This window comes from Prevotella sp. P5-126, assembly GCF_002251185.1.
Classification (GTDB): Bacteria; Bacteroidota; Bacteroidia; order Bacteroidales; family Bacteroidaceae; genus Prevotella.
On sequence record NZ_NPIZ01000064.1, the window covers coordinates 1 to 5,644 of the forward strand.

Annotated in this window: 7 protein-coding genes; all 7 read left to right on the forward strand. The window is 38.0% G+C overall.

The window, feature by feature from the left end:
- Positions 1 to 145: 145 nt before the first annotated feature.
- Positions 146 to 532 carry a rhodanese-like domain-containing protein gene (locus tag CIK90_RS06995; RefSeq protein ID WP_094435355.1) on the forward strand — a complete coding sequence of 129 codons (387 nt, stop codon included), beginning with the start codon at positions 146 to 148 and terminating at the stop codon, positions 530 to 532.
- Positions 533 to 1,979: 1,447 nt separating this feature from the next.
- The gene (locus tag CIK90_RS13950; protein ID WP_144007238.1) at positions 1,980 to 2,354 is read left to right on the forward strand and encodes a hypothetical protein; all 375 of its coding nucleotides are present in this window, start codon (positions 1,980 to 1,982) and stop codon (positions 2,352 to 2,354) included.
- 30 nt (positions 2,355 to 2,384) lie between these two features.
- Positions 2,385 to 2,936, forward strand: coding sequence for a hypothetical protein (locus CIK90_RS07005; RefSeq protein WP_094464690.1), 552 nt, complete (start codon positions 2,385 to 2,387; stop codon positions 2,934 to 2,936).
- A 17-nt stretch (positions 2,937 to 2,953) separates the two neighbouring features.
- A complete protein-coding gene (locus tag CIK90_RS07010) occupies positions 2,954 to 3,727 on the forward strand; it encodes a hypothetical protein (RefSeq protein ID WP_094464691.1) in 774 nt (257 codons plus the stop codon).
- 6 nt (positions 3,728 to 3,733) lie between these two features.
- On the forward strand, positions 3,734 to 3,994 hold the full coding sequence (locus CIK90_RS07015) for a hypothetical protein (RefSeq protein ID WP_094464692.1): 261 nt from the start codon (positions 3,734 to 3,736) through the stop codon (positions 3,992 to 3,994).
- 4 nt (positions 3,995 to 3,998) lie between these two features.
- On the forward strand, positions 3,999 to 4,256 hold the full coding sequence (locus CIK90_RS07020; RefSeq protein WP_094464693.1) for a hypothetical protein: 258 nt from the start codon (positions 3,999 to 4,001) through the stop codon (positions 4,254 to 4,256).
- Positions 4,257 to 4,283: 27 nt separating this feature from the next.
- Positions 4,284 to 5,644: hypothetical protein (locus CIK90_RS07025; RefSeq protein ID WP_144007239.1), on the forward strand; the 1,361-nt coding region annotated here is incomplete at its 3' end.

The window sequence follows — 5,644 nt, forward strand, 5'->3', positions numbered from 1 at the left end:
TCGTTCGGGAAGTTAAGAGACAATAGCCTTTTGCCGTAAGACGTAGGACATTTGTCCCTTAACTTCTCTCTAACTTCCCTCTAACTTCCCTAACTTCCCTTAACTTCCCCACATGCGAAAGTTCAGTAACAAAACAAAACAAACAATGAAAAGAAAGATACTATCCCTCGCCGCCATGGTCCTGACGACCATCACCGGCAACGCCCAAAGCCAGGCTTTCAAGAGTCTGACGGTAGAAGCCTACGAACAAGCTATTGCCGACACAACAGTCATCCGTCTTGACGTGCGCACGTCAGAAGAGTTTGCCGCAGGTCATATAGACCGTGCCATCAACATCGACGTTCTCAACCCCGACTTTGAGCAACGCGCCACCACAACCCTTCCCCTCAGCAAGACCATCGCCATCAACTGTCGCAGTGGCAAGCGAAGCAAGCGTGCCGCCCAAATTCTTGTCCGTCATGGCTATCGCGTCATTGAGCTCGACTCCGGCTATCTCGGTTGGGTGGCAGCCGGCAAGAAAATCATGCGATAATACCACACAGCTCCGTTTCGCCAGAAAGTCAAATGAAGCCCTTGTTTTTGCTTTTTGGAAACTGTAATACTGTAACTGTAACGCAAAAATGAGGTCTGAAGTCTGAGGTCTGAAGTGTGAATTCCGATGATTCAATGATTTATTTCTGGCCATAGGCCATATTTTTATTAAAGATTTCCTCCAAAGATTTACCTATGGTTTGTTTTGTCGTGACTCAGCATAGTGAAAGCGAACGTTTTCGTTAAGCCAGATGAGCAGAATAAAGCTCGCTTTAATTCTGCCATGGCGAGAAAAGGTGCCATGAAATGGAACTCTCACTCTGTCTTCGCTACTCCAAAACATCTAGCCTTCAGGCTACCCCCAAAAAAATCCACGGATCACACGGAGAACACGGAAAAAGATTCTCGTTAAAGATTTTTCTTAAGATTTTCGTTAAGATTTCGAGCCGTAAGGCGATCCCAATATAAATCCTCCCCAAAAGCAACGTACTGTTGCGCATTTTTCGCTGAGATTTTCGTTAAAGATTTTGTTAGGGAGATAATCTGCAAATCCCTAAAATATTTCTTGCGAAGCAACATCTTAAAAAAGATTTCCTCCAAAGATTTCTTGCCGTAGGCTACTAAAAAAATTCATTTCCCAAAACTGTTAACTGTTATTTGTAACGCAAAAAATTCGTTTTCAGAAACTGTCAACTGTAACGCCTGGTGTGAATTAGCGTTGTCCAAGAAACAGTCCCAGTCCTCGTGTTTTAAGAATCCGAAACCTATTTTTCCTTTCCAAAAACTGTAATACTGTAAGCTGTAAGAATTGAAAGTCATGATGTCAATGACCTGTCACTGTGACATCAAGAAAAGAGCCGGTAACAAACACAACCACGTTGCTTCAGCTCTGAACTGCGATAATAAATTTTTTGTTTCATCTTTTAAATCTTAATTTACCTCAATCTGTTTTCTGGAAAATGTGGAGGTCGCACATCGCTACCCTTCATTGCAAATATACAACTTTATTTTGGAAGGTAAAAATAGAAATAGTACATCTTGAGCACACAATATAACAAAAATGTGCAAATAATTGTAAATAAACGACCTGTCAAGGGCGTATTTTCATTTATTTTTCATAAATTTGTGGCGTCAATGTGGCACTTAGTGGTCACAACGACAGGGCGTTTTCGCGAAGTTACCTTCTACTGAAACTGGACACTTCACCGTTGGTAATGAGCAAGAACGCTCACGTCATGGGTATTTTATACTCCATTATAGGAGCATATCATATCTGTTGGCGTGGGCATTTGCTTATTAGACGGTGGGCAGTCCAGACCTCGAAAGGGGAGCCAAGTAGATAATAAGCGATATGTTCCCACGCCTTTTTTATATCTTTTACTAATAGCCAAGCCTTGGGGACAGTGCGGCATAGAAGTTGCGCACGATACGGATAAGTGTAATGAGTCATGGGTCTTCTTAAAGGAATTTGGAATGCTATGGGAGATTTGTACGATAGTGTAGAAAACACTTCAGATGACAATTACGAAACAAACTCTTACTCGTATAGAGAAGAAGAGAGTCGGAGCAGAAGAATTACCACAGGATGGGCAGGTTATGATGAATTTGTAGGCGGACCGATAAAGATTGTAAATACACCTCTTCAATCTGAAATTCAATGTTTTAGGCCAGGAATGGTATACTCTGGTGCTGAACACTCTGAATATACACCCTCTGGAACTCATGCAATTACAGCTTATTGGAGTGGAGACAGACTTTATGCCCAACTTGACAATAACCGTGTATGCGAATGGTTTGGGCCAGGAAATCCAATAGAATACTAATGTGTTGGACTCATAAAGTTTTTATGTAAAATGGGTAAATTCCTGTTTCAATTGATCGGAACAATAATTACTTTAGTGATTATTGGTTTTATAGGCTATGCTGTTTTTACTCGATTATTTCAGTACTGGGAAGAAAAGGAGCCACTTGATGATGTAGTTGCAGTGGACATTGCAAATCCCGCGAAAAATATTAGTGCAAAAATAAGCGATTTATTAATAGAACATAACATTACAGATAAAGGAAACTCTGGTATGTATTTCTATTTCAGGCAACATTATAATAACCTCAAAAATTCTACTTGCTATTATATGATACGCTTTTTTGACGAAGAAGGCAAACAACTTAAAGGCAAACAATATCAAGATGAAGATGGTTACTTTGCGATAATCGGCAAAATTGTGCCAGATGATAATGATTTTGAGAACATTCAACGACCATTCATTGCGTATGATCAGTTCGATGTCCCCAACAAAGGAGTTGTATATTTCTACTGTGATGTTCAACTCTTTGTATTAGACAGGAAAGGGAAAAGAGTTGAGCTTGCTCACTCAGATCCTAATAGATTTCATTTATCTTATTAACAAAAGAATAAACTATTATGATTTGGAACTATGCTTATAATAAACCTTTAGGCTCATATCAAGTTTCGGAATGTGATACCCAAAAGTTTAAAGAAGAAGTGAATGACTGGATTGAGATGGAAACTGACATGGGCAGCATAAATGCTACATCTATTAATAGCATTAAGGCTGTAATGGAGAAGGTTAACTATAACGTTTATGAGTTCATGGCAACCCATTCATACAATAACATCGGTGATGTCCAAATAAGAGAAAATTTGATAATGTATGTTTGCTTTCCGTGGTCTTCATTTGACTTTATTCCTATAAACACAAAAGAAAATAAAACGATGAGTGATATAGACATCCTGTATCGCACCGAAGATTTCAGCTGGGGAGGAAATAAAAAAGTTTCAGATTTTGATATATACTGCCGATTATTCTTCTGTGAATCAGAAGAAGATGTATGGGACATTTTTGCTGATGGAATCGGAAATCTGGAAGAACTAATAAACTATTATAGGCTGCATGAAGAAGAAAAAGCAATGAAGGCGCTGTTATACATTTATAGTGCAAATAACAAATTTTTTGTTGCTACAACAGGAAAAAAATATCAGACTATCCCAAAATCAGTTAAAGAAGAAGTCGTATCAATTCTAAAAGATGATTTCTTTGACGGGATGTACGATGATTTCTTTAAAAAGGAGAACCTGGAAAAGGCAAAACTCGCATGGGATACAGGAGTTGTAGAGATCCGTCAAGAGTTTGTTAGGGATGAGAATGCCATTAATATATTGAAAAAAATAATATAAGAAACCATGACAAACAAATTATCCGATTATCAAAAAGAGGTCTTTATGGACATATACAAGACCTCACTAGGCGCAATGCTATCCACTAATCAATTTCCTAATAGCATTTCCATAAATGCAGCAATCTCTGACTCCGCAACAATAGCCTTTGCTAGTGTTGAGCTTCTTACTGACGGTGATGAGCTTCGCAATCCTTCAGACATTATAAAGATGTTGAATGACAGAAGAAGTGATGAACCAATAGAGTTCCCTCAAATAGAAGAATAGAGGTATGGGACTATTAGACAATTTTTTATCTGGCGCAATAGGTTACGGTATATCCGAGGCTTCAAAATCTCATCCTTTGCGTGATGCTATTGATGAGCGATTGCATCGTTCTAAGCAGAAGGTGTCTTTGGAAGATCTAATTGATGAGTATGCCAGGCGTTATGAGATTTATACTCAGAAAAACGAGTTCGCCCATCGTCTTCACCAGATAGCAGAACGCTATGAGGAGTATGATTATGAGGCGGTTTATGGTAGAAGGTAAATGATTTAACTATACATATTTATGATTATGAATCAAATACAATTGGAACCAAAAGAACAGGAATTAATATCAAAGATACTTGATTTCCGTTTTGAGTTAGGGACTACAATAGTTTGTCTGAAAGATATATTTGCAAAAATCACTCTTAAACTTGATGGTATTCCACCTGTCTATAAGGATAATTTTGATATTGAAGAGCTAAAGGGTCTTAGACATAATGTCAGCTATTTCAGCAAAGAAATGGGTATCGAATTGGAGAAATTCAATTATCCTGATGGCCATCCACTTTATGAACGTCAGACCTATTTTTTGTCTTTGGCAAGCTCTATAGATAATGCCATTGAAAATGGAGGTGTTGTCACGACTTCACCTTTAGGTGAATTTGTTGGGAAAGAGAAGAAGGTAATTCCTGGCATGGGCATAACAGCAAACAAAGGCTCTGTGTTATATTTATATCTTGATAACATTGATAATACCGCAAATATTAATGATGAATATGCAACCAGAGAAAGTATCTTAATTACGACCTTTGTTCACGAAATGATTCATGCTTGGATTTTCTTTGCTTGTGGTGAGAAAGAATGCGCTGTCAGAGAAATCGAAGAAGCAATGGTGGAATTTGCCACCTTGTTCTTCTTGGAGCAAATCTCCCTAGTACGTGTAGAGTTTGAGTCAATCTTGAAATGGGCAGAACGTAGTAATAGACAAAAGCAAGCAGTCATTGGTCGTCTTGCAGCATACGGGTATGGCTACTACTTGTATTCTTTAAACTCCAAAAATGAACAACAAGTCATAAAACTCTTTATGGCTTATAGCAGGAATTCTGGACTAATAGAGCCTTCTCCGCGTGTAAAACATATTATCACAATGTTGTATCCCCTCTATCCATTTGAGAGGGTAAATGAGGTTTACGAGAATCTTCAGCAATTGCTCTTACATGACTATAGAATCAAGGGGCAAGTCTGGAGTAGTTCTGGTAAGACCAATATTGTCACAAAAGACGATTCGTTGCTGTTTGAAAACTGTGTTGACAGTATAACACATTTGATCATTGACAATGGCAATAGAAATCTTGTATTAGTTAGGAATGGAAGGCTACTCAAAATCTACAAAGAGTATCATGGTATTTGGACTTCTGTTTTCGATGATGAATTTGATGAAGTGAAGACGGTATTTTATGGCAAACACCATATTTTTCTAGTAAAGCGTCATTGTGATGGTAAATCTTTCTTGATTAGTCCGCTAGATATTATAAGGATTTTTGACTCGCGATATAGAGTTACACTAGAGGATTGCATGTCTGCTGATGGCTTTATTATAGATGAGGATGGCAAGGACAAACTTTTATATATGATTACAAATAATCAGTATAGATATGTTTTCCCTTT

What these genes read in the sequence shown, in the direction of transcription:
- CIK90_RS06995 (WP_094435355.1), top strand. Translation starts at nt 146, where the DNA reads ATGAAAAGAAAGATACTATCCCTCGCCGCCATGGTCCTGACGACCATC.
- CIK90_RS13950 (WP_144007238.1), top strand. Translation starts at nt 1,980, where the DNA reads ATGGGTCTTCTTAAAGGAATTTGGAATGCTATGGGAGATTTGTACGAT.
- CIK90_RS07005 (WP_094464690.1), top strand. Translation starts at nt 2,385, where the DNA reads ATGGGTAAATTCCTGTTTCAATTGATCGGAACAATAATTACTTTAGTG.
- CIK90_RS07010 (WP_094464691.1), top strand. Translation starts at nt 2,954, where the DNA reads ATGATTTGGAACTATGCTTATAATAAACCTTTAGGCTCATATCAAGTT.
- CIK90_RS07015 (WP_094464692.1), top strand. Translation starts at nt 3,734, where the DNA reads ATGACAAACAAATTATCCGATTATCAAAAAGAGGTCTTTATGGACATA.
- CIK90_RS07020 (WP_094464693.1), top strand. Translation starts at nt 3,999, where the DNA reads ATGGGACTATTAGACAATTTTTTATCTGGCGCAATAGGTTACGGTATA.